The sequence below is a fragment of the Mesorhizobium sp. LCM 4577 genome (assembly GCF_001854795.2).
GTDB classification, from domain to species: Bacteria; Pseudomonadota; Alphaproteobacteria; order Rhizobiales; family Rhizobiaceae; genus Mesorhizobium; species Mesorhizobium plurifarium.
Map to the genome: position 1 here is coordinate 274,805 of NZ_MDDU01000053.1, position 21,179 is coordinate 295,983.

20 protein-coding genes are annotated in these 21,179 nt (G+C 65.0%); 9 read left to right on the forward strand and 11 right to left on the reverse strand.

Going from position 1 to position 21,179, the window contains the following annotated elements; genetic code table 11:
• Window positions 1-10: 10 nt before the first annotated feature.
• The 4 genes from eutB to doeB are packed head-to-tail and all read left to right on the forward strand — an operon-like array spanning window position 11 to window position 4,206.
• Complete coding sequence (gene eutB / locus LCM4577_RS30155; protein WP_071030750.1) at window positions 11-994, forward strand: hydroxyectoine utilization dehydratase EutB; 984 nt, start codon at window positions 11-13, stop codon at window positions 992-994.
• Window positions 991-1,983: an ectoine utilization protein EutC gene (eutC, locus tag LCM4577_RS30160; protein WP_071074526.1), complete on the forward strand. Its 993-nt coding sequence runs from the start codon at window positions 991-993 to the stop codon at window positions 1,981-1,983. Before eutB ends, eutC begins: the two co-directional genes overlap by 4 nt.
• A gap of 38 nt (window positions 1,984-2,021) precedes the next feature.
• On the forward strand, window positions 2,022-3,200 hold the full coding sequence (doeA, locus tag LCM4577_RS30165; protein ID WP_071074527.1) for an ectoine hydrolase DoeA: 1,179 nt from the start codon (window positions 2,022-2,024) through the stop codon (window positions 3,198-3,200).
• A 4-nt stretch (window positions 3,201-3,204) separates the two neighbouring features.
• Window positions 3,205-4,206 (forward strand): N(2)-acetyl-L-2,4-diaminobutanoate deacetylase DoeB, encoded by a 1,002-nt coding sequence (doeB, locus tag LCM4577_RS30170; RefSeq protein ID WP_071074528.1) that lies wholly within the window; start codon window positions 3,205-3,207, stop codon window positions 4,204-4,206.
• A gap of 81 nt (window positions 4,207-4,287) precedes the next feature.
• Here the strand turns inward: doeB and LCM4577_RS30175 are convergent, their stop codons facing one another.
• Genes LCM4577_RS30175 through LCM4577_RS30190 form a run of 4 tightly spaced genes read right to left on the reverse strand, consistent with a single transcriptional unit; the run spans window position 4,288 to window position 8,700 of the window.
• Window positions 4,288-5,223 (reverse strand): sugar ABC transporter substrate-binding protein, encoded by a 936-nt coding sequence (locus LCM4577_RS30175; protein ID WP_041001776.1) that lies wholly within the window; start codon window positions 5,221-5,223, stop codon window positions 4,288-4,290.
• Window positions 5,224-5,237: 14 nt separating this feature from the next.
• Window positions 5,238-6,233: an ABC transporter permease gene (locus LCM4577_RS30180; protein WP_071030755.1), complete on the reverse strand. Its 996-nt coding sequence runs from the start codon at window positions 6,231-6,233 to the stop codon at window positions 5,238-5,240.
• A complete protein-coding gene (locus tag LCM4577_RS30185; protein WP_244508466.1) occupies window positions 6,233-7,231 on the reverse strand; it encodes an ABC transporter permease in 999 nt (332 codons plus the stop codon). The genes LCM4577_RS30180 and LCM4577_RS30185 overlap by 1 nt, the downstream gene beginning before the upstream one ends.
• Complete coding sequence (locus LCM4577_RS30190) at window positions 7,228-8,700, reverse strand: sugar ABC transporter ATP-binding protein (protein WP_244508467.1); 1,473 nt, start codon at window positions 8,698-8,700, stop codon at window positions 7,228-7,230. The genes LCM4577_RS30185 and LCM4577_RS30190 overlap by 4 nt, the downstream gene beginning before the upstream one ends.
• A 342-nt stretch (window positions 8,701-9,042) precedes the next feature.
• Here LCM4577_RS30190 and LCM4577_RS30195 point away from each other — a divergent pair, with 342 nt between their 5' ends.
• From LCM4577_RS30195 to LCM4577_RS30210, 4 genes are all read left to right on the forward strand, one after another.
• A complete protein-coding gene (locus tag LCM4577_RS30195) occupies window positions 9,043-9,717 on the forward strand; it encodes a GntR family transcriptional regulator (RefSeq protein WP_040986220.1) in 675 nt (224 codons plus the stop codon).
• Between the two features lie 28 nt (window positions 9,718-9,745).
• Window positions 9,746-10,075 (forward strand): L-rhamnose mutarotase, encoded by a 330-nt coding sequence (locus LCM4577_RS30200; protein WP_071030796.1) that lies wholly within the window; start codon window positions 9,746-9,748, stop codon window positions 10,073-10,075.
• A gap of 207 nt (window positions 10,076-10,282) precedes the next feature.
• On the forward strand, window positions 10,283-11,794 hold the full coding sequence (locus tag LCM4577_RS30205; RefSeq protein WP_071074530.1) for a UxaA family hydrolase: 1,512 nt from the start codon (window positions 10,283-10,285) through the stop codon (window positions 11,792-11,794).
• A 95-nt stretch (window positions 11,795-11,889) separates the two neighbouring features.
• Window positions 11,890-12,636 (forward strand): SDR family NAD(P)-dependent oxidoreductase, encoded by a 747-nt coding sequence (locus LCM4577_RS30210; protein ID WP_040985817.1) that lies wholly within the window; start codon window positions 11,890-11,892, stop codon window positions 12,634-12,636.
• A gap of 119 nt (window positions 12,637-12,755) precedes the next feature.
• On the opposite strand, the gene LCM4577_RS30215 is transcribed toward LCM4577_RS30210, so the two are convergent.
• Genes LCM4577_RS30215 through cyoA form a run of 7 tightly spaced genes read right to left on the reverse strand, consistent with a single transcriptional unit; the run spans window position 12,756 to window position 19,647 of the window.
• Window positions 12,756-13,289, reverse strand: a complete 534-nt coding sequence (locus LCM4577_RS30215) for a response regulator transcription factor (RefSeq protein ID WP_198541111.1) — start codon at window positions 13,287-13,289, stop codon at window positions 12,756-12,758.
• Window positions 13,279-14,631, reverse strand: a complete 1,353-nt coding sequence (locus LCM4577_RS30220) for an ATP-binding protein (protein WP_083354894.1) — start codon at window positions 14,629-14,631, stop codon at window positions 13,279-13,281. Before LCM4577_RS30220 ends, LCM4577_RS30215 begins: the two co-directional genes overlap by 11 nt.
• Window positions 14,628-15,452: an SURF1 family protein gene (locus LCM4577_RS30225; RefSeq protein WP_083354895.1), complete on the reverse strand. Its 825-nt coding sequence runs from the start codon at window positions 15,450-15,452 to the stop codon at window positions 14,628-14,630. Before LCM4577_RS30225 ends, LCM4577_RS30220 begins: the two co-directional genes overlap by 4 nt.
• Complete coding sequence (cyoD, locus tag LCM4577_RS30230) at window positions 15,449-15,823, reverse strand: cytochrome o ubiquinol oxidase subunit IV (protein WP_041006522.1); 375 nt, start codon at window positions 15,821-15,823, stop codon at window positions 15,449-15,451. Before cyoD ends, LCM4577_RS30225 begins: the two co-directional genes overlap by 4 nt.
• Window positions 15,820-16,446, reverse strand: coding sequence for a cytochrome o ubiquinol oxidase subunit III (cyoC, locus tag LCM4577_RS30235; RefSeq protein ID WP_116390212.1), 627 nt, complete (start codon window positions 16,444-16,446; stop codon window positions 15,820-15,822). The genes cyoD and cyoC overlap by 4 nt, the downstream gene beginning before the upstream one ends.
• A 2-nt stretch (window positions 16,447-16,448) precedes the next feature.
• Complete coding sequence (cyoB, locus tag LCM4577_RS30240; protein WP_071074533.1) at window positions 16,449-18,455, reverse strand: cytochrome o ubiquinol oxidase subunit I; 2,007 nt, start codon at window positions 18,453-18,455, stop codon at window positions 16,449-16,451.
• Between the two features lie 10 nt (window positions 18,456-18,465).
• Entirely contained in the window at window positions 18,466-19,647 is a 1,182-nt protein-coding gene (gene cyoA, locus LCM4577_RS30245) for a ubiquinol oxidase subunit II (protein ID WP_071074534.1), read from the reverse strand.
• Between the two features lie 210 nt (window positions 19,648-19,857).
• Between cyoA and LCM4577_RS30250 the strand changes: the two genes are divergently transcribed.
• Window positions 19,858-21,171 carry an MFS transporter gene (locus LCM4577_RS30250; protein ID WP_071074535.1) on the forward strand — a complete coding sequence of 438 codons (1,314 nt, stop codon included), beginning with the start codon at window positions 19,858-19,860 and terminating at the stop codon, window positions 21,169-21,171.
• The last annotated feature ends 8 nt before the right edge of the window (window positions 21,172-21,179 follow it).

The following is a 21,179-nucleotide window of genomic DNA, read 5'->3' on the forward strand; positions in this document are numbered from 1 at the left end:
CGTGATCGAAATGACTGTCGAGCTTCAGCATATTCGCGCCGCGCGCGAACGCATTGCCGGCAAGGTCGAGCGGACACCCTGTGTGGTGTCGCAAAGCCTGTCGGACCGCGCTGGCCATACTGTTCATCTCAAGCTGGAGCATCACCAGACCACCGGTGCCTTCAAGCTGCGCGGTGCTTCCAATGCGATCGCAGCATTGAGCGCGGACGAAAAATCGCGCGGCGTCGTCGCCGCCTCGACCGGTAATCACGGCCGCGCGCTGGCGCATGCGGCGAAGCTCGAAGGCATCCGCGCGGTGATCTGCATGTCGCGGCTGGTGCCGGAAAACAAGCTCGATGCCATCCGCCGCCTCGGCGCGGATATCCGCATCATCGGCAACAGCCAGGATGACGCACAGCAGGAAGTCGACAGGCTGGTGGCGGAGGAAGGGCTGGTCATGCTGCCGCCCTTCGACCATCCCGATATCGTCGCCGGTCAGGGCACGCTTGGCCTGGAGATCATGGAGCAGGTTCCGGATACCGCGGCGGTGCTGGTGCCGCTGTCCGGCGGCGGGCTGGCGGCTGGCGTGGCGTCGGCGGTCAAAGGCGTGAGCCCGCGCACCAAAGTCATCGGCATCTCGATGGCGCGGGGTGCCGCGATGAAAGCCAGCCTCGACGCCGGCCGTCCAGTGCAGGTCGAGGAACTGCCGACGCTGGCGGACTCGCTCGGCGGCGGCATCGGCCTCGACAACCGGCTGACCTTCGCCATGTGCCGTGGCCTGCTCGACGACGTGATCCTGCTTGCCGAGGACGAGATCGCCGCCGGCATCCGCCATGCCTATGAGGAGGAGCGCGAGATCGTCGAAGGCGCTGGCGCCGTCGGCATAGGCGCGCTGCTTGCCGGGAAGGTCGGCGTGAACGGCCCAATGGTGCTCATCCTCTCCGGCCGCAACATCGACATGGACCTGCACCGCCGCATCGTCTGCGGCGAGGCAATCGCGGAGCGTGCAGCATGAGCCGGATGACCATCCTCACCGAGGCGGAACTGCGCAAGATCGTGACGCTCGACCTGGAAGCGGTCGCCTGCGTCGAGAACGCCTTTCGCGCCTTGGCCACGCTGCCGGTAGCGATGCCGCCAATCTTGCGGCTCGACATACCCGAGCATCGCGGCGAGGTCGACGTGAAGACCGCCTATGTGCCGGGTATCGACGGTTTCGCGATCAAGATCAGCCCCGGCTTCTTCGACAATCCGAAGCTTGGCTTGCCCAGCGTCAACGGCATGATGGTGCTGCTGTCGGCGAAGACGGGCCTGATCGAAGCGCTGCTGCTCGACAATGGCTATCTCACCGATATCCGCACGGCCGCCGCCGGCGCGGTCGCGGCCAGACATCTGTCGCGCAAAGATTCCAAGGTAGCGGCGATCTTCGGCGCCGGCGTGCAGGCCGGGCTGCAGCTAGAGGCGCTGCGCCTCGTGCGGCCGATCGCGGAAGCGCGTATCTGGGCGCGCGACGCCGCCAAGGCGGAGGCTACAGCCGCGCGCTTGCGCGAGAAGCTCGGTATCCTCGTGCGGGCAGAGCCGGATGCGGCGAACGCGGCAGCCGGCGCCGACATCATCGTCACCACGACGCCTTCGACCGAACCGCTGATCAAGCCCGGTTTCGTCACCGCCGGCCAGCACATCACCGCCATGGGCTCGGATGCCGAGCACAAGAACGAGATCGCGCCGGCCATCCTGCGCATGGCCGACCTCTATGTCGCCGACAGCGCCAAACAGACGCGGCGCCTCGGCGAACTCCATCACGCCATCGAGGCGGCGGTCTTCRCCGCCGACGCTGAGGTCACCGAACTGGGGGAGATCATTGCCGGCAATAAACCCGGCCGGCGTTCAGCAAGCGAGATCACGATCGCCGACCTCACCGGCACCGGCGTGCAGGACACCGCGATCGCCACGCTCACCCGCGACCGCGCGCAGGCGGCGAATGCCGGAACGATTTTCGAGAGCTAGTACCGGCCGCAAGGCCCAACAAACGAGGACCAAGAACAATGCAACCAAATCTGAAATTCTCGCGCGGCGAATATGCGGAGCGCCTCGCCAAGACGCGGAAGGCCATGGAGGCCAAAGGCGTCGATCTGCTGATCGTCAGCGATCCCTCCAACATGGCCTGGCTGACCGGCTATGATGGCTGGTCCTTCTATGTGCATCAGGCGGTCATCGTGCCGCCTTCCGGCGAACCGGTCTGGTACGGCCGCGGCCAGGACGCCAACGGCGCCAAGCGCACCGCTTATCTCGCGCATGACAACATCATCGGCTACGCCGACCACTATGTGCAGTCGACCGAGCGGCATCCGATGGATTACCTCGCCAGCGTGCTTGCCGAGCGGGGCTGGGACAAGCTCTCCATCGGCGTCGAGATGGACAATTACTGGTTCTCCGCCGCTGCCTTCGCCTCGCTGCAGAAGCATTTGCCCAATGCACGTTTTGCCGACGCCACCGCGCTGGTCAACTGGCAGCGCTCGGTGAAAAGCCCGACCGAGATCGAGTATATGCGCAACGCCGCCCGCATCGTCGAGGCGATGCATAAGCGCATCGTCGACAAGATAGAGGTCGGCATGCGCAAATGCGATCTCGTCGCCGAGATCTACGATGCCGGCACGCGCGGCGTTGAGGGCATCGGCGGCGACTATCCGGCGATCGTGCCGCTGCTGCCGTCGGGCGCGGATGCCTCGGCGCCACATCTCACCTGGGACGACAAGCCGATGAAGGTCAACGAAGGCACGTTCTTCGAGATCGCCGGCTGCTACAACCGCTATCATTGTCCGCTGTCGCGTACCGTGTTCCTCGGCAAGCCGACACAGGCCTTCCTCGACGCCGAGAAGGCGACGCTGGAAGGCATGGAAGCAGGTCTTGCCGCCGCCAAGCCCGGCAACACCTGCGAGGACATCGCCAATGCCTTCTTCGCGGTGCTCAAGAAATACGGCATCGTCAAGGACAACCGCACCGGCTACCCGATCGGCATCTCCTATCCGCCGGACTGGGGCGAGCGCACGATGAGCCTGCGCCCCGGCGACCGCACCGAGCTCAAGCCCGGCATGACCTTCCATTTCATGACCGGCCTGTGGCTGGAGACGATGGGGCTGGAGATCACCGAGTCGATCCTGATCACCGACACCGGCGTCGAATGCCTGGCCAATGTGCCGCGCAAGCTGTTCGTGAAGGACTAAGCCGATGTCCGCTTTGCGTCCATCGCCGATCACGCCGACCGTCGACTTCGAGCGCGACGGCGTCCAGCACGGCTTCCTGCGCCTGCCCTACAGCCGTKACGATTCCGCCTGGGGCTCTGTGATGATCCCGGTCTGCGTCGTCCGCAACGGCAAGGGCTCGACGGCGCTGCTCACCGGCGGCAATCACGGCGACGAGTATGAGGGGCCTCTGGCGCTCTACGATCTCGCCCGCACGCTCGATCCGAAAAATGTTTCCGGCACGGTGATCATCGTGCCGGCGATGAACTATCCGGCCTTCCGTGCCGGCACCCGCACCTCGCCGATCGACAAAGGCAACATGAACCGCTCTTTCCCCGGCCGCCCGGACGGCACGGTGACGGAGAAGATCGCCGACTATTTCCAGCGTGAATTGCTGCCGCGCGCGGACATCGTGTTCGACTTCCATTCCGGCGGCAAGACGCTGGACTTCGTGCCGTTCTGCGCCGCGCATACGTTGCCGGACAAGGCGCAGGAGAAAAAGGCTTTCGCCGCCGTCGAAGCCTTCTCGGCGCCGTTCTCGATGCGCATGACCGAGATCGACGCGGTCGGCATGTATGACACGGCCGCCGAGGAGATGGGCAAGGTCTTCGTCACCACCGAGCTCGGCGGCGGCGGAACCTCTCGCGCCGAAACCGTGCGGATTGCCCGGCGCGGTATCCTCAACGTGCTGCGCCATGCAGGTATCGCCGATGGTGCGGTCGAGAAGGGCAGAACCCAATGGCTCGACATGCCGTCGGGCGACTGCTTCGCCTTCGCCGAGGATGACGGCATGATCGAGACCATGGTCGATCTCGGCGAATCCGTGGAAGAGGGCCAGGTGGTCGCGCGCGTCCATCCGGTCGGCCGCACCGGCCAGGCGCCGCAGGAGATCACGGCCAGGATGTCGGGGCTGCTCGCCGCACGTCACTTCCCCGGCCTGGTCAAGGCGGGCGACTGCGTCTCGGTGCTGGGCGTGGCCGTTCGGTAATTGCCCCGGCGCGGCGTCCGACTGGTGCCGGGCATCGGATAGGGTATAGGCCGGCCCGGTCAAACCGGGCCGGCCATGTGATCAGAACGCCGGTTCGACCGAGCCGACATTGTCCTTGGTGACGACCGTCAGCGGGATCGGCAGCCTGTCCTTGACCTCCTTGCCGTCGATGATCTCCGCCATGGTGTTGATCGCCAGGCGGCCGTCCTCGACCGGCGACTGCACGATGGTCGAGTACATCTCGCCGCTCTTGATCGATTCGAACGCGTCCTTCTGGCCGTTGATGCCGACGATCGGTGGTGTCGGCTTGGACGGATTGGCTTCCTTCCAGGCGTCGATGAAGCCGCGCGCCATGGTGTCGTCATTGGCGTAGACGCCGGTGATCTGGTCGCCGAAGCGGGTGATCAGGTCGCGGCTGACGACCAGCGCCTTCTGCTGGTCGAAGTCGGCGTTGACGGTGTCGAGCACCTTGATATCGGCGTTCGTTTCCTTGAGCCGGTCGGTGAACCCGTTGACACGGCCGATGGTGGTGCCGTTGCCGGCCTGGCCGGCGATGATGACCACCGAGCCCTTGCCGCCCAGCGCCTTGCTCAGCGAATCCGCGGCCAGCTTGCCTTCCTCGTAGACGTCCGGTCCCGTGAAGGACTTTATGAAGGGCTTGGCGTCGTCGCTCATCGGCGAGTTGATGAGGATCGCCGGGATGTTCGCCTGCTGCGCGCGGGCAAGGCCCGGAATATAGGCCTGCGGATCGAGCGGCCACAGGATGATGCCGTCGACCTTGCGCGCCACGCAGGTGTTGAGCTGCTCGGTGCCCTTCTGCACGTCGAAGTCCTGGCTGAGGCTGAGTATCTCGACGCCAAGCTCCTTGGCGCGGGCCTCGAGCGCCTTGTTGGCCGGCGTCGCATAGGCATGCGAATCCGCCGCCGTCACGTAGCAGACGGTCTTGGCGCTTGCCCATCCGGTCGAGGCCAGGAGCGCCACGGCGGCGAGTTGGAGCATGCTTTTCTTGCCAATCATAAGTTTCCTCCCAATCATACGTTTTCTCCTTGAGTGATTGGATTGTCGCGAACGAGCGCCGGGCGCGTGCCCGGAGCCCTCCCCTTGGTGGTAACGGCCCGATCGAGCACGACGAGCAGGATCAGGATCAGCCCGGACACGACCTGCTGGACGTATGCGGGTATGGACTGGAACTCCATCGCGATGGTCAGCGAGCCGATCGTCAGCACGCCGCCCAGCGTGCCGAGCGCGGATCCCCTGCCGCCTTCGAGGCGGGTTCCGCCGACGACGACGGCGGCAATGACGGCAACCGTCAGTTCCGAGCCGAAGACGGGCGAGCCGGTGTTGGTGACGAGGCTCTGGAGGACGCCGGCAAGGCCGGCCAGCGTGCCGGCGAGGACGAAGCCGAGAAAGACGATGCGGTCCGAGGCAATGCCGCTTTCCTTGGCGGCGGCTGGATTGGAGCCGACGGCAAAGACGTTGCGGCCCGGGATGGTGCGCGTCAGCCAGACATGCAGCAGCACGATCAGCACGATGAACAGCGCGCTGCGGATGGTGAATATCTCGAGATAGGTCTTGGCCAGCGCCAGCGACAGCATGATGTCGGTGCCGGTCACCGGCTGGCTGTTGGTGATCCAGTGCGCGAGCGAGCGGAAGATCAGCATCGTGGCCAGGGTGAGCACCAGCGAATTGACCTTCAGTCCGACGACCAGGGCGCCATTGATCGCGCCGGCGACGGCGCCGACAAGAATGCCGACGGCCGCCGCGGGCAGGATGCCGATCTCGCGCTGCAGGATGACCGAGACGATGCCGGCCAGCGCGAACACCGCACCGCCGGAGAGATCGATCTGACCGGCGATCAAAAGCACGGTCAGGCCGATGGCGATCAGGCCGATGGTCGCGGCCCTGTCGAGGCCGAGGCCGAGCGTCGACGGCGCCAGATAGCCAGGCACGACCAGCGCCGAGACGACAAGCGTCAGACCGAGGATGATGAGGACGCGATATTGCGAGGCGAGGACCAGGAGGCGCATCACGCGACTCCCCGCTTGCGCAGCGCGGCGTCCATGCCGACGGCGCCGACGATCAGGATGCCCAGCACGAAGCCCTGGACCGGCGTGCGCACCCCTTGCAGCACCATGACGTTGGTCAGGAGTTGCACGAAGATGAGGCCGGCGACGGCCCTCGGCACCGAGCCGAAGCCGCCGATGATCGAGACGCCGCCGACGACGACCGCGGTGATGGCGCTGAATTCGTAGCCGGAGCCGATCAGCGGCCGTGCGCTCTGCAGCGTCAGCCCGAGCAGGCCGCCGCTGATGCCGGACGCGAGCGCGGTGATCACGAAGGCTCCGGCCTTGACGGCCTTGACGGGGACGGCGCTGGCTTCGGCGGCGCTGTAATTGCCGCCGGTCGCCAATGTCCAGCGTCCCCAGAAGGACCTGGACAGCACGAAATGGCCGATGAGCGCGATGGCCAGGAAGATCAGCACCACGACCGGGATGCCGAGCAGCCGGCCCTTGGCGAATTCGGCCGAGGCCGCGTTCGAACCGTAGACGATGACGCCGCCGACCGCCGCCTGGACAATGCCGAGGCCGATGGTTCCGACGCCCAGCGTGGCGATGATCGGATTGATGCCGACGTAGCCGACGAGAACGCCGTTGAGCAGGCCGATCAGCCCGGCAAGCGCAACCGCCAGGGCGAAGGCGGGCACGGGACCGATCAGCGGCTGCAGCCCCAGCGAGAGGATCGCGCCGCAGGCGATGGTGGCGGGCACCGAAAGGTCCGCCAGGCCGCCGACCACCAGCACGAAGGTCATGCCGACCACGACGATGCCGACGATCGACATCGAGGTCAGCACGTTGAGCAGATTGCCTGCGGTGAAGAAGGCCGGGCTGGCAAACGAGCCGTAGAGGACGACGGCGAGGATGGCCAGCACAAGGCCTGCCTTGGACAGCACACCGACGAGCCTGCTGCCGCGCGTAAAACGGTCGTTGCGGTTCACGCAGCTGATCTCCATGGCCGCGTCCGTCACGCCGCTTCCTCGCCGGTCGCGAGCGCCATGATGCGCTCCTCGCTGAGCTCGGCGCGGGTCAGCGGCGCCGATGCGCGGCCGTCGCGCATCACCACCACGCGATCGCACACGCCGAGGATCTCGGGCAGTTCCGACGAGATCATCACCACCGCCATGCCGTCGGCGACGAGTTGGCCGATGATGTGATGTATCTCCGCCTTGGCGCCGACATCGACGCCGCGCGTCGGCTCGTCGAGGATCAGAACGGCGGGTTTCGCCGCCAGCCATTTGGCGATGACCGCCTTCTGCTGGTTGCCGCCCGAAAGCAGGCTGATGCGCCGCTCGCCATCCGGCGGCGAGATGGAGAACTGCTTGACGTAAATGGCCGACAGCGAGCGGTCGGCACTGCGCCTGATGCGCCCGAAGCTGGTCAGGCGGCGCAGGATGGGCAGGCTTATGTTCTCGCGCACCGACATGCCGGGCACGATGCCGTCGCCCTTGCGGTCCTCCGGGACGTAGGCGATGCCGGCGCGCACCGCCTCGGATGGCGAGTTGATGACGACCTTGCGGCCATTGACGCTGACGCTGCCCTCGACGAGCCGCGACAGGCCGAAGACGGCGCGCGCGACTTCGGTGCGGCCGGCGCCGACGAGGCCGGTCAACCCAAGGATCTCGCCGGCCCGCACATCGAAGCTGACATCGCGGAAGCTCGCGCCGTCGCCGATGCGCTCGACGCGCAGCACCGACGCGCCGATCTCGGCCGGGCTCTTGGGGAAGACATTGCTCACCTCGCGGCCAACCATCAGCCTGATCATCTCGGCCGCGGTAATCCCCTCGATGGGCCGCGTCTCGATCATCGAGCCGTCACRCAGCACGGTGACCTCGTCGGCGATCTCGAGCACCTCCTTCAGCCGGTGGCTGATATAGATGATGGCGATGCCCTCGCCGCGCATCTTGCGCAGGATGCGGAAGAGCGCCGCCGTCTCGTGCTCGCTGAGCGACGATGTCGGTTCATCAAGGACGATGATGCGGGGCTGGGCTGCGTATGCCTTGGCGATCTCGACCAGTTGCTGCTGGCTGATCGAGAGGTTCCCCAGCCGCTCGCGCGGATTGATCGCGGCGCCCAGTTCCTTGAGGATGGCCGCGGCCTTCCTGATCATCTCGCCCTTGCGCAGCCAGGTCCATTTGCCGGGCATGCGGCCAAGATAGACATTCTCGGCGACGGTCAGGTCGGGGACCAGATTGATCTCCTGATGGACCATGCGGATGCCGAGCGCCTGCGCGTCCGCCGGCTTGCGCATGCGCACCTCATTGCCGCCGACCTTGATCGTGCCGCTGGTCGGCGCGTATGAGCCGTTGAGCACTTTCATCAGGGTCGACTTGCCGGCGCCGTTCTCGCCGACGACCGCGTGGACGGTGCCGAATTTCACGGCGAAATTGACGTTCGATAGCGCCTTCACGCCCGGAAACGTCTTGCTGATGCCCCGCATGTCCAGGGCACAATCCGCCACGACAGTCATTTCTGGCTTGGTCCTCCCTGGCAAGCGGCCCGGCGCTCCCCGGCGCGGGTTCATCGGTCATCAAGCGCATGGCCGGCCCCTCAAACCGACCACGAAAGCCCTCGCGAAAACCACGCTTGAGGCCCCCGAAACGCTTCCGCCGCGACGCCGATAATCGCGACGGCCGGCACTATTGCACTAATATAACAGTTCTGGCAAGCTGGTTTTCAGAGGCTTTCGACAAGGGAGGCAATCGGTTTTGCGCATGCGTGCATTCCGGTTGGCATTCTAATATAATTCATCCATTGGCGTGGACGAGCGATGGGATTTTTCATGGATCTGGACCCTTCGACCCTCAATCGGGCCCTGCCGCTGCGCGACCAGATCTACAACAAGGTCCGCAACCTGATCGTCGTCGGGCGACTGAAGCCCGGGGAGATCATCAACGAGGTGGCGATTGCCGAGGCGCTCGGCGTATCGCGCACGCCGGTGCGGGAGGCGGTCAAGCGCATCAGCGACGAAGGGCTGGTCAAGATCCTGGCGCAGAGCGGCACCTATGTGGCGCCGATCAGCCGCGCCGATCTCGAGGAAGCCTATGTCATCCGCCGGGCGCTGGAGATGGAAAGCGCAAGGCGCGCCGCGGCCAAGATGACGCCGCAAGCGGCCGAGCTCCTGGAAGACAACATGGCCGCTCACAAGCTCGCCATTTCGCGTGGACGCTATGCCGTGGCGATCCAGCTCGACGACGTCTTCCACCGCAGCATAGCCGAGATCTGCGGCATGCCAATGATCTGGCGGGCGGTCGACATCTCCAAGGCGCAGATGGACCGCGGCCGCTATCTGGCGATCCCCAAGCCTGGCTATGGCGAGCAGACGATCGAGCAGCACGAAGCCATCCTCGACGCCCTGAAGCGCCAAGATGCGGAGGGCGCCGCGCAGGCGATGGAGAGCCATCTGGAGACGTCCTTCCGCAACACGCTCGAAGTCGCCGCCGAGCTTCTCGACTAACGATCCAGTCGAACCAGACGAGACCATGATGAAGAGAATGGGGTTTTGCATCGGCCTGAAGGCCGAGGCGATCGAGGACTACAAGCGCGTGCACGCCGAGGTCTGGCCCGAGGTGCTCGATGTCATCAGCCGCGCCAATATAAGGAACTACTCCATCTTCCTGCGCGAGCCGGAGAACCTGCTGTTCGCCTATTGGGAATATCACGGCGACGATTTCGCATCGGACGCCGCGCGGATGGGCGAATCGGCCGCGATGCGCAAATGGTGGGAATTGTGCGACCCGATGCAGCAACCCTTGGCCACCCGCGCGCAAGGCGAATGGTGGGCGGCGATGGAGGAAGTCTTCCATCTGGACTGAGCCGCTGACGGCAGCAGGTAGAGCAAGGATCTGTGCGCGCAGGCGGCGATCCCGCTCTGTCGAGCCCTGCGAAGGATATCCCGCAACGGCGGTTCCACTGAAACACGATCGGCTGTCGCTTGACCGCTGACATTCTATTATATTAGTATTCCGACTCATCAAATCTCGCGGCCGCGCCGGTGAGAATTTTCTTCAGAGTCTTGGGCAATGGCACGCTTCATCAAGCTTTCGCATGCGGACAACATCCTGCTCGCGGTCGATCCGTTGGCGGCTGGCGAGAAGGCCGGCGATATTGCGGCTCGGACCCGAATCCCGCGCGGACACAAGATGGCCATGCGCGACATCGCGGTGGACGAGCCCATCGTGAAATACGGCCAGACCATCGGCTTCGCGCGCGGACCGATCGCGGCCGGGGATTGGGTGCACGAGCACAATGTCTACCTGCGCGATTTCGAGCGGGATTACGGCTATGGCGCGGACGCCAGGCAAACGCCGGTCGTTCCCGACGGCGAACGGGCGACCTTCATGGGTTATCGCAGGCCGAACGGCAAAGTCGGCACGCGCAACTACATCGCCACGCTGACCTCGGTGAACTGCTCGGCCAGCGTCGCGCGTTTCATCGCAGAGGAAGTCAACCGCTCCGGCATCCTGCGCGACTATCCCAATGTCGACGGCATCATCTCGCTCGTCCACGGCACCGGCTGCGGCATCGACACCAAGGGCCCGGCCTACGATCTTCTGAAGCGCACGCAATGGGGCTTCGCCACCAATCCCAATGTCGGCGGCGTGCTGATGGTCGGGCTCGGCTGCGAGGCCTTCCAGATCCCGCGCTGGATGCAATCCTACGGCATCGAGGAGAACACCACCTTCCGCACGATGACGATCCAGGAGACCGGCGGCACGCGCAAGACGGTCGATGCCGGGGTGAAGGCGATCGTCGAGATGCTGCCGATCGTCAACGCCGCGCGGCGCACGCCGCAACCGGCCTCCGAGCTGGTGCTGGCGCTGCAATGCGGCGGCTCGGACGGCTACTCCGGCATCAGCGCCAATCCGGCGCTCGGCGCGGCGGTGGACCTGCTCGTCGCGCAGGGCGGCACCGCCGTTCTTTCGGAGACACCCGAGATCTACGGCGCGGAACATCTCCTGACCCGCCGCGCCGAAAGCCGGGCGGTCGGCGAAAAGCTGGTCGAGCGCATCCGCTGGTGGGAGGACTACACCGCCAGGCACGACATGGAGATGAACAACAATCCCTCGCCCGGCAACAAGCTGGGGGGATTGACGACCATCCTGGAGAAGTCGCTCGGCGCATCGGCCAAGGGCGGCACCACCAATTTGCGCGCGGTGCTGGAATATGCCGAGCCGATCAACGAGCGCGGCCTCGTCTTCATGGACACGCCCGGCTACGACCCGGTCTCGGCCACCGGCCAGGTCGCCGGCGGCGCCAACATACTGTGCTTCACCACGGGGCGCGGCTCGGCCTTCGGCTGCAAGCCGACGCCTTCGATCAAGCTCGCCTCCAACTCGTTCATCTTCGAGCAGATGCGCGACGACATGGACATCAACTGCGGCGACATACTGGACGGCGTGACGCTGGCTGAGAAGGGCGAGGAAATCTTCGCGGAGATCCTGCGGGTGGCGTCCGGCGGGCGCACCAGGTCGGAGGTGCTTGGCTATGGCGACAACGAATTCGTGCCGTGGAGCCTCGGCGCCACCATGTAGCGTCGCGATACCGGGCCGGAAGCCCGTGCGGATCACGCATTGCGGCCAATAGCCGGAATATCAGCAGGAAAATTGGACTGGAGGAAACGCCCGATATGAACAGGATCGATCTGGACGGCCAGCACGCGGTGGTGACCGGCGGCGCCCAGGGCCTCGGCTTCGCCATGGCCAAGCGCTTTGTCGCCTCGGGCGCCACGGTCACGCTTTGGGATCTCGACGAGGCGCGCCTCGACGCCGCCCGGCAGGAGCTCGGCAAGGCCGCCACGACGCTGGTGGTCGATATCGCCGACTGGGACGCGGTCGATGCAGCCCGCGCCAGGACCGAGGAAATCGCCGACAAGATCTCCATCGTGGTGAACTCCGCAGGCATCGCCGGCCCGGCGGCGCCGCTCGACGTCTACGACGTCGACATGTGGAAGAAGATCATCGACATCAACGTCAACGGCACCTTCCACGTCAATCGCGCTGTCGTGCCCGGCATGAAGGAGCGCAATTACGGCCGCATCGTCAACATCGCCTCCGTGGCCGGCAAGGAGGGCAATCCCAACGCCGCCGCCTATTCGGCATCGAAGGCGGCCGTCATCGGCCTGACGAAGTCGCTCGGCAAGGAGCTGGCGCAATACGACATCGCCGTGAACTGCATCTCGCCGGCAACCGCCCAGACGCGCATCCTCGACCAGCTGACGCCCGAGCATATCGAGTACATGCGCTCGCGCATTCCGCGCGGCCGGCTGCTTGAGGTCGACGAAGCCGCCGCGATGGTCGCGTGGCTGGTCTCGAAGGAAAACAGCTTCACCACCGCCTCGACATTCGACCTGTCAGGCGGGCGCACCACCTACTGAGCAATCGAGGAAATTACCCCAGAGCATGTCACCGTTTCACAGAAACGGTGACATGCTCTATCTCCTTGCTTTTACGCAATTCCGGACGGAAAAGCGCTCACACTTTTCCTGGAATTGCCCTACTGCACCACGCGCTTCTCGAGCTTGCGGGCGAGCGTGCGCCGGTGCAGACCAAGCCGGCGCGCGGTCTCGGAGATGTTGAAGCCGGTCTCGACCAGCGTTTCGTGGATGCGCTCCCATTCGAGGTTCTTGATCGAAGTGGGGCGGCTGGTGAGCGGCACCGAGACGTCGCCCTCGGCGCGGCCGAAGGCGGCTTCGATGTCGTCGGTGTTGGCGGGCTTGGCCAGATAATGGCAGGCGCCGAGCTTGATCGCCTCGACCGCCGTGGCGATGCTGGCAAATCCCGTCAATACGACGATCCGCATCGACGGGTTTCGGGCGCTGAGCAGCTTGACGCATTCGAGCCCGGATCCCGCTCCGAGCTTGAGATCGACGACGGCATAGGCCGGAACAGTCTTTTCCAGCGCGACCAGCAGCGCCTCCCGGTCGTGGGAGACCACGACGTCGTAGTCGCGCTTTTCAAAGGAGCGTTTGAGCGTCCGCRCGAAGGTCACGTCGTCCTCGACGACAAACAAGGATCGATCAGATTTCACGATCGCCTCCATCGGTCAGCGCCGCCAGCGGCAGCGAAAGGGTAACGCAGGCGCCCTCCGCCATGTTGCGCGCCGAAACGTCACCTCCGAGCTTGCGCACGACATTGAACACCAGGAAGAGGCCCAAGCCGCCGCCTGGGCGCCCCTTGCTCGACATATAGGGCTGGCCGAGCCCGGCCAGAATATCCTTGTCGAAGCCCGGTCCGCGATCCCTGACGGAGAGCACCAGCTTCTCATCCTGCCGCTCGGCAGTGATGCCGACCCAATGGTGCGATGCTTCCTGCGCATTGTCGAGCACGTTGAAGATCACTTGTTTCAGCGCCGTGTCGGACACGATCTGCTCGTCCGGCTCGAAACCGTTGCTGTAATCCAGCTTGATAGGCTGGCGGCTGAGGCGCCACTCCTGCACGAGATCGTCGAGGAACTGGCGGATCGTGGTGCGGATCGTGCCCTCGCCCCGCGCATGGCCGGAAGACATGAGGATACCGGTGACGATGCTTTTGCAGCGCTCGATCTGCGCCTGCATCTCGGCCACGTCCTCGGAAAGCTCGCGGCTGCGTTTGACGCCGCGCATCTGGCGCCAGTCGGACAGGATGACCGAAATGGTCGAGAGCGGCGTGCCCAACTCGTGCGCGGCACCTGAGGCCAGCAGGCCCATGCGCACGATGTGGTCTTCCTCGGCGGAACGCTGGCGCAGGTCGGCAAGATAGGCATCGCGTTCGCGCAGGTTGCGGTTGATGCGCGTCATGAAGATCACGATCAGGCCGGCCGCCAACACGAAGCAGATGAACATGCCGCGCAGATGCAGCGCCAGGAGATCGCTGCCGCCGTGATGCGGGAGAGCGATCGGTTGGAAGGCGAAGATGAGGAAGACGAAGCAGGCGGAGGCCGCCACTACCAGGATCCAGGTCGACCATGGCGCCAGCAGCGCGGCGCCGAGCGTGATCTGCAGGAGGTAGAGCGACACGAACGGATTCGAGGCGCCGCCGCTCAGATAGAGCTGCGTCGTCAGCGCCGCCATGTCGAAGATCAGCGCGACGAAGAGCTGCGCGTTGGAGATGCGGCGATTGCCGCGCAGGGCGAGCAGGCTGAAGATGTTGAGCCCTATGAGGAAAAGCACCACGCCGGCCATCTCGGCGAGCGGCAGCTGGATGGCGAACCAGTATTGCGTCACCAGGATGGTCAGCACCTGCCCGGCCACCGCCAGCCAGCGCAACTGGATGAGGAGCAGCAGGTTCTTCCTGTTCGTGGCGTCGGTGTTCGGGGCCGAGCCTCCCTGGCCGGCCGGAGGAACCGTCAGGAACGGCTTGTCGTGATGAAGCCGCGCGATCGAAATGTTCATCTTGGCGCGTCCCGCTGATCGCGGCCGGCGAAGATCGGCCTGACAAGGGCCACCGCCAGCATCGCGGCCAGGGCGAACCAGGTCAAAGCGTAGACAAGATGCGCGTTGCGAAACTTGACGACGGTGAGCCCGCCGCGCGGCCAGCTGTCGGGGCCGGAGGCCCCGGCATCGATGAAATAGGGCGCGACGTCGGTCAGGCCGCGGGCCTTGGCGATTGCCGCGACGTCGCGCGAGTACCAGCGGTTCGTGGCCGGATCGTTGCTGCGCAGGAAACCGCCGCCGGGCTCGCTGATGCGCAGCAGCCCGTCGACCATCGCCGGCGCGGTGAGCGCGGCATTCTCCCGCTCGAACTCGGCCTTGCGCTCCTGCGGAACGAAGCCGCGGTTGACGAGGACCGTGAAACCGCGGTCGTCGCGCATCGGCGTCAGCACCCAATAGCCGGCGCCAAGCTCGGTCACCGCCTGCACCAGCGCGTTGGCGCCTTGGAACCGCCCGGCCAGCCGCACATGGCGGTATTCATAGCCGGCCGCGTTGATATCGGCCCATGTCGCGGGGCCAGGCGCATCGACGACGGAAGCATGGATGCGCTGGTCGACGCGGGCGATGAGGTCAAGCTTCCAGACCCGCCTTTCCAGCTGCCAGAGGCCGAGCCCGAGAAACACCAGAACGCCGAGAAGCCCGAGCAGCACAAGCAAAAACCGTGACGCGGAGCCCTTTGACGGCTCGGCGTGAGAGGCAATGTCTGCCCGGCCGATCACGTCTTTTGCCTCGAAACTGGCCCTCCCCGCGCGCGACACGCCCACGCCCAAAATGGGGTTCATGGCATCTCCCGCATCTCGTGGAGTCCCGGCATCATGTTGGCGTTGAGGTGGTACATCACCCAGAGCGAGCCGCTCAGCACGATGACGACGAGGATCACCGTGAAGATGAGCGCCAGCATCGACCATCCGCCTTCCGAGGCGGGGGTCATGTGCAGGAAGAAGACCATGTGCACCACGATCTGCACCACCGCGAAGGCCATAATGATGATGGCCGTGGCCTGCTTGTTGTCGATGGCGCCCGTCATGACCATCCAGAACGGGATGGCCGTGAGCACCACCGACAGGACGAAGCCGATCAGATAGCCCTTCAGCGACCCGTGCGCGGCGCCGCCATGCGTGTGGTCGTGATCGGTATGATCATGAGCGCTCATCTGAGCATCCCCATCAGGTAGACGAAGGTGAAGACGCCGATCCAGACGACGTCGAGGAAGTGCCAGAACATCGAAAGGCACATCAGCCGGCGGCGGTTGGCCTCGATGAGGCCGTATCGGGCGACCTGCACCATCAGCGTCACCATCCAGACGATGCCGAAGGTGACATGCAGGCCGTGCGTGCCCACCAGCGTGAAGAAGGACGACAGGAAGGCGCTGCGCTGCGGCGTCGCGCCCTCGTGGATCATATGCGCGAATTCGTAGAACTCGATCGACAGGAACGCCAGGCCGAACAGCATGGTCACGCCAAGCCAGGCTTGCGTCGCGCCGACGCGGCCCTTGTCCATGGTCAGCATGGCGAAGCCATAGGTGATCGAGGAGAGCAGCAGCATGGTGGTATTGACCGCCACCAGGCCGAGATCGAACAGGTCCTTCGGCGCCGGACCGGCCGCGTAGTTGCCGCCGAGCACGCCAAAGGCTGCGAACAGCATGGCGAAGATCAGGCAGTCGCTCATCAGATAGAGCCAGAAGCCGAGCATGGTGCTGCCGCCTTCGGCGTGCGCATGCTCCTCTTCCAGGTGGAAGACCGGTTCGGCGCCGGCCGTGATTGCCGTCGATGCCATGCTCAAGCCCTAGCCCCCTGAGCGGCGAGGAGCGTCGTCCTCGCCTCTTCCGTTTGCGCGACCTCGGCCGCCGGGATGTCGAAGTCGCGGTGGTAGTTGAAGGTGTGGCCGATCGCCGTGGCGATCAGGCAGACGAAGCTCAGCGTCGCCAGCCACCACATGTACCAGATCAGGCCGAAGCCGAGCGCCATGCTGAACAAGGCCAGGATGACGCCGGTGCCGGTGTTCTTCGGCATGTGGATCGGCTTGAAGCCGGTAAGCGGGCGCCGGTAGCCGGCCTTCTTCATGTCCCACCAGGCGTCGTTGTCGCGGATGATGGGGGTGAAGGCGAAGTTGTAGGCCGGCGGCGGCGAGGAGGTCGACCATTCGAGCGTACGGCCATCCCAGGGATCGCCGGTGACATCGACCAGGTCCGCGCGCTTGCGGATCGAGACGAAGATCTGGACCAGGAAGGCGGCGATGCCGGCGGCGATCAGCACCGCGCCGAAGGCGGCGATGACGAACCATATCTGCAGCGAGGGATCGTCGAAGACGCGCATGCGGCGCGTCACGCCCATCAGGCCGAGGATGTAGAGCGGCATGAAGGCGAACCAGAAGCCGACCACCCAGCACCAGAACGAGACCTTGCCCCAGAACGGATCGAGCTTGAAGCCGAAGGCCTTGGGCCACCAGTAGGCGATGGCGGCGAACAGGCCGAACAGCACGCCGCCGATGATGACGTTGTGGAAATGCGCGATCAGGAACAGGCTGTTGTGCAATACGAAGTCGGCCGGCGGCACGGCAAGCAGCACTCCGGTCATGCCGCCGACGACGAAGGTGAGCATGAAGGCCACCGTCCACATCATCGGCAGCTCGAAGCGGATGCGGCCGCGATACATCGTGAACAGCCAGTTGAAGATCTTCGCCCCGGTCGGGATCGAGATGATCATCGTGGTGATGCCGAAGAAGGAATTGACGCTGGCGCCGGAGCCCATGGTGAAGAAGTGGTGCAGCCAGACCAGATAGGACAGGATGGTGATGACCACCGTGGCATAGACCATCGAGGTGTAGCCGAACAGGCGCTTGCCGGAGAAGGTCGAAGTGACCTCGGAGAAGACCCCGAACAGCGGCAGGATGAGGATGTAGACCTCCGGGTGACCCCATATCCAGATGAGGTTCACATACATCATCGGGTTGCCGCCGAAGTCGTTGGTGAAGAAGTTGGTGCCGACATAGCGGTCGAGCGCGAGAAGCGTCAGCACAGCCGTCAGCACCGGGAAGGACGCCACGATCAGCACGTTGGTGCAGAGCGAGGTCCAGGTGAAGACGGGCATGCGCATCATGGTCATGCCCGGCGCCCGCATCTTGATGATGGTGCAGATCAGGTTGATGCCGGACAGTGTCGTGCCGACGCCCGCGACCTGCAGCGCCCATATGTAATAATCGACGCCGACATCGGGACTGTAGTTGATGCCCGAGAGAGGCGGATAGGCCAGCCAGCCGGTGCGGGCGAACTCGCCGACGAACAGCGAGGCCATGACCAGGATGGCGCCGCCGACCGTCATCCAGAAGCTGAAATTGTTGAGGAAGGGGAAGGAGACGTCGCGCGCGCCGATCTGCAGCGGCACGACGAAGTTCATCAGTCCGGTGACGAAGGGCATCGCCACGAAGAAGATCATGATCACGCCATGCGCGGTGAAGATCTGGTCGTAGTGATGGGCGTTGAGATAGCCTTCCGAACCGTTGAAGGCGATGGCCTGCTGCAGGCGCATCATGATGGCGTCGGAGAAGCCGCGCAAAAGCATGACGAGGCCCAGCACCATGTACATGATGCCGATCTTCTTGTGGTCGACGCTGGTGAACCACTCGCGCCACAGGTAGCCCCAGAGCTTGAAATAGGTGACCGCGCCGAGAAGAGCCAAACCGCCGAGCGCCACCACGACGAAGGTGCCGACGACGATCGGCTCGTGCAGCGGCAGCGACTCCAGGGTGAGGCGGCCGAAGATGAATTTGGTCAGCGTCTCAGGCATTCGCCATCCCTCACAATTCGAAGCGCAGCAGGCCGAGCGACGGCGTCTCGGCATCGGCGCGGCGGCTGCCTGCGCCGGGCGCAAGCAGGCCAACGCCGCGCAGCGGGGACAGGTCCCTGAGCGGCCAAGCCTTATCATCGGCATCCCGCGCCGCGCGGGAAGCGGCGGCCGCCTCCTCCGCCGTGCAGATGCTTGCGACATAGGACGGGTCGTTGCCGAACACCGCTCCGCGCCGGGCAAGCTTGTCGTATTGCAGCGGCAAGGTGTTGCGCACGCCGGCAAGGCCAAGGCCGCCCTTGGCGTCGATCGACATCATCTCGTTCATGCACATCTTGCCCGGTTCGACGCACAGATTGAGGATCGCGCCATAGAGGTCGAGATCGACGGAGGCATAGTGGCGGACCGGCTCGTTCTCGCTCGGACGTTCGAGCGCGAGATAGGTCTCGCGGTTGAGCGTGGCCTCAGCGCTCTTGGTCTGGGCCACCCAGTCAGCGAAGGCCTGGTCGGTGAGGCCGTGGAACGCAAAGCGCATGCCGGAGAAGCCGGCGCCGCTGTAGTTGGCCGAGAAGCCGGTATAGGTGCCCGGACGGTTGATGACCGCGTGCAGCTTCGTCTCCATGGCAGGCATGGCGTAGATCTGGCCGGCAAGGGCTGGGATGTAGAAGGAGTTCATCACCGTGGACGAGGTGATGCGGAAGTCGATCGGCTGGTTGACCGGCGCGGCCAGCTCGTTGACCGAGGCGATGCCGTAGTCCGGATAGATGAAGAGCCACTTCCAATCGAGCGCGACAACGTCGACCCTGAGCGGCTTATGGGCCTGCGTGACCAGCTGCCCCGGCTCGATCCGGTCGATGCGCCGATAGGGATCGAGCAGGTGTGTGCCGAGCCAGGTGAGCGCGCCGAGGCAGATGATGACGAGCAGGGGAGYGGCCCAGATCACCAGCTCCAGCTTGGTCGAATGGTCCCAGTCCGGCGTATAGGTCGCGGTGGTGCTGGATTGCCGGTAGCGCCAGGCGAACAGCACTGTCAGCGCCATGACAGGCACGATGATGAGCAGCATCAGCAGGGTCGAGACGACGAGCAGGTCGCGCTGCTGCGCCGCGACATCGCCCGCAGGCGCCAGCACGACGAAGTCGCAGCCGCTCAGCAGCACGGCGAGCGGAAGGAGAAGCAAGGCTCCGGATCGTTTCATCAAACGCTGCCCTCGATGGCCCTGCACGGATATTGCAGGTTGCGATGCGATAGGGCCTAACGGCTACTGCCGCCGGCATCGCGACGACATTGGACAATTTGTCCAATGCCCAGCCGGGGTGGCTTTGGCGAAACTGGCCATGCATTATGGGATGACAATCGTATCTCGGACCGGGCGCGTCCCGGACCGAGCTCGGTGGCAACGGACAAGATGGCTGAAACTTCGACTGCCGGAACGGACAGCAGGCTGATCGGCTCGCATCACGGCCAGGTCAGCGCCGGTGATATCGCGGTCGGCGTAATTATCGGCAGGACGTCGGAATTCTTCGATTTCTTCGTCTATGCGATCGCTTCCGTGATCGTGTTCCCCAAACTTGTGTTTCCGACGCACGATCCGCTGGTCGGGACGCTCTATTCCTTCGCCATCTTCGCTCTGGCCTTCATCGCGCGCCCGTTCGGCACCGTGCTGTTCATGGCGGTCGACCGCGCCTATGGCCGCGGCGCCAAGCTGACGATCGCGCTGTTCCTGCTCGGTACCTCGACGGTCGCGATGGCGTTCCTGCCCTCCTATGAGGATGTCGGCGCGGTCGCCGCCTGGCTRCTGGCGCTGACCCGCTTCCTGCAGGGCCTTGCGCTTGGCGGGACGTGGGACGGACTGCCCTCGCTTCTGGCGCTGAACGCGCCGCAGAACCGGCGCGGCATCTACGCGATGATCCCGCAGCTCGGTGCCCCGATCGGGCTCATCGTGGCAAGCTCGCTGTTTGCCTTCTTCGTCGCCAACCTGTCGGCCGACGACTTCTTCGCCTGGGGCTGGCGCTACCCTTTCTTCGTCGCCTTCGCCATCAATGTCGTGGCGCTGTTTGCCAGGCTGCGCATCGTGGTGACGCCCGAGTTCTCGAAACTCTACGAGAGCGGCGACCTGCAGCCGACCCGCATCAGGGACATGATCCGCATGGAAGGCCGCAACGTCGTCGTCGGCGCCTTCGCGCCGCTGGCGAGCTTCGCCCTGTTCCACATGGTGACGGTGTTTCCGCTGTCCTGGGTGTTCCTGTTCACCAATGAAGGGCCGGAGCGGTTCCTGGTCATCGAAGCGGTGAGCGCGCTGTTCGGCATCGCGGCGATCGTCGCATCAGGTCCGCTGGCCGACCGTGTCGGGCGCCGCGCCCTGCTCGGCGGCGGCGCCGTTGCCATCGCCGCATTCAGCGGCTTTGCCCCGCAGCTTCTCAACGGCGGCACCGTCGGCGAGACGGTGTTCATGGTGCTGGGCTTCATCCTGCTGGGCTTAAGCTTCGGGCAGTCCTCGGGCGTCGTCGCGACGAGCTTCTCGCGCCGGCATCGCTATACCGGTTCGGCGGTGACGTCGGACCTCGCCTGGATGTTCGGCGCCGGCTTCGCGCCGCTCGCGGCGCTGTTGCTGGCCGGCACTTTCGGCCTCATCGCCGCCGGCGCCTATCTGCTTTCGGGCGCCGCCTGCACGCTGATCGCGCTCTGGATCGACAGGCAGGCCTCGACGGCCGGCCGATAAGTCAACGG